At 48.4% G+C, this 2,382-nt stretch carries 2 protein-coding genes; both read right to left on the minus strand.

The features are described from left to right. Positions 1 to 256: 256 nt before the first annotated feature. Complete coding sequence (locus LV83_RS21240) at positions 257 to 1,378, minus strand: IS91 family transposase (RefSeq protein ID WP_449353837.1); 1,122 nt, start codon at positions 1,376 to 1,378, stop codon at positions 257 to 259. Then, entirely contained in the window at positions 1,375 to 2,124 is a 750-nt protein-coding gene (locus LV83_RS21245) for a tyrosine-type recombinase/integrase (RefSeq protein ID WP_245947126.1), read from the minus strand. The genes LV83_RS21240 and LV83_RS21245 overlap by 4 nt, the downstream gene beginning before the upstream one ends. Positions 2,125 to 2,382 lie beyond the last annotated feature (258 nt).

Genomic DNA, 2,382 nt, shown 5'->3' on the forward strand with positions numbered 1-2,382 from the left:
AACAACTAGGTTTTCGTCGCGTGCGTAGCACGAACGATGAAACCGATGTTGCACGGAACCGGTGAAGTTCTTATGGGGATTGAGTCAGGATTTTTTGAAGGAAACGGGGTATCCAAATACCTTAAAAAGTAATACCTGTCAGTAGATTCGGTATTTATTCAAAAAGAGTTTTAATGTTTTTAGCCTTTCCAATGCCTTTTGGAGGGACTTTTTTTTTGCATGGGCATAGGTTTCCTAGCCCGAGTAAAATCAGGAACTAAAATTGGTTTGTGAGAGCGGAAAAGACGGCCTTTGGTGGGCCTCGTTTGGGCAATCGCTGGATACTTACCATGCTTTCTTTCTGGCAGCAGGGGCAGTATCGTGGGTTATAGGTTTCCAGAATCCTGGGCTCCTTTTCTGGAAGCGGAATTCCAAGTTCCCGATGAATGAGTGGTATCGTGAGCTGCTTAGCCGAGCTGCCGAGTATTCCAAAGTGACGGATCCGTACCAGTCCCCTGGGCAGAATATGCAGGGAAAACCTTCTGATAAACTCCAGATTGCCCAGGGTCATTTCCAGCTTCTGGGCTCCCTGACGGTAGTCTTTGTAGCTGAATGTCGTCTGCTTTTGGTCGATGTCCAGAATCCGATGGTTGGAGATGGCCACCTTGTGGGTATATCTACCGAGGTATTCCAATACCGCTTTAGGATGTCCGAACGGCCGTTTGGCATAGACCACCCATTCTTTTTGGAAGAGCTGATTGATCAGGTCCTTATCGGAATTGATTCTTGACTTGAGTGCTTTCACAAACTTCGCCCGAAAGACCTTACTCATAGCCTTGACCGGAAACAGGTACTTCCCTTGGGCTCTGGCAGTCTTCCATTTGCCTTTTTTGGTCAGTCCTCCTCCCGGCACGATGCAGTGCAGATGGGGATGAAGCGTCATAGTCTGACCCCAGGTATGGAGAATGGCAATCATCCCAGGCTTTGCCCCCAAGTGCTTCGGGTCTTTGGCAAAACATGCTACAGTTTGCCAAGAAGCTTCAAACAAACTATCATACACTGCCTTGGGCTGGTACATGGCCAGCTGATTTAAGGTGTCCGGCAAGGTAAACACGACATGGAAGTAGGGAACGGGAAGCAGCTCTGCTTCCCTCTTGGCGATCCAGTCCTCCCTGTTTTTACCCTGACACTTTGGACAATGCCTGTTTCTGCAACTGTTGTAGCTGATTCGGGTATTCCCACACTCCGTGCATGCATCTACATGTCCGCCGAGGTCTGCAGTTCGGCACCGTCTCAGGGCAGACAGTGTCCGTAGTTGCCATCGGTTGATCTGTGGATGCTTTTCTACTTCTGACCAATGCTGTCTAAGCACATGGGCCACTTCGAAGTGGGGGTTCACGTTCTGGACAGGTAAAGTCTGTCCAGGGGACTGAAGGCACGGCACTTTTCAGTCTGGGCTACATGCAGATAGATCATCGTGGTGTCGATGCATTCATGTCCCAGCAGATCCTTGATCGTCAGGATATCCAGTCCTTCTTCCAGCAGGTGGGTGGCATAGGTATGCCGGAGTGTGTGGACGTTCATCGGCTTGAGAATGCCTGCTTTCTTTTTGGCTTCATTCACCGCCCATTGCACCCCCCGCTGGGAGTAACGTCCGTCAAAGTCTCCTCCTGCTCGACCGATGATCTGCTCGCCTTTACTGTTGAACAGCCACTCAATGGGCTGTTCGGCTTCCAGGTAAGCCTTTATTCCACGTATCATGATGTCAGCCAGCGGAACGTATCGGTCTTTCTTTCCTTTGCCATCCTTTACGTGGAGCATCTTTCGATCAAAATCCAGATCAGCAATCTTCAGGTTCCTGACCTCAAAGCAGCGAAGCCCACAACCGTAAAGTAGGGCTATCAGCACGCGGTGTTTAAGCAGTTTGGGAGCTTTAAGTAGCCTACGGATCTCTTCCTGGCTAAGCACGACCGGAAGCTTCTTACTCCTCTTGATAGTGGGAAGTTCGATCCTTTTGTCTTTCATCCCTTCGATTCGATAGGCAAATCTTAGGGCATAGACTGTAAATTTAAAATAGGATTCCGAAGGGGTATTGTGACTGCGCTTGACCAGATGCAGGTAATCGTTGATCCGGTCGGGATCCACTTGGGTGGGTAATTCATTGAAGTGGATGGCCAGTTTTGCCAGATGTCTCGCATAGTTTGATAGTGTACTTTTGCTTTTGCCTGCAACGACAACTTTTTGTTCAAACTTGGCAAGTAGTTCGGCAAAACCTGCTACATTGGAACAGGCAGTCTGGATGAGGTTCTCCTTTTTTTTTCATGATTAATAAGAGTTAATGAATGATCTAAAAAGTTACCTCTTTCTGGCTGCTCTTGAAACTACCGTAGGTTTAGTGCAACA

The organism is Algoriphagus yeomjeoni, from assembly GCF_003259505.1.
Classification (GTDB): domain Bacteria; phylum Bacteroidota; class Bacteroidia; order Cytophagales; family Cyclobacteriaceae; genus Algoriphagus; species Algoriphagus yeomjeoni.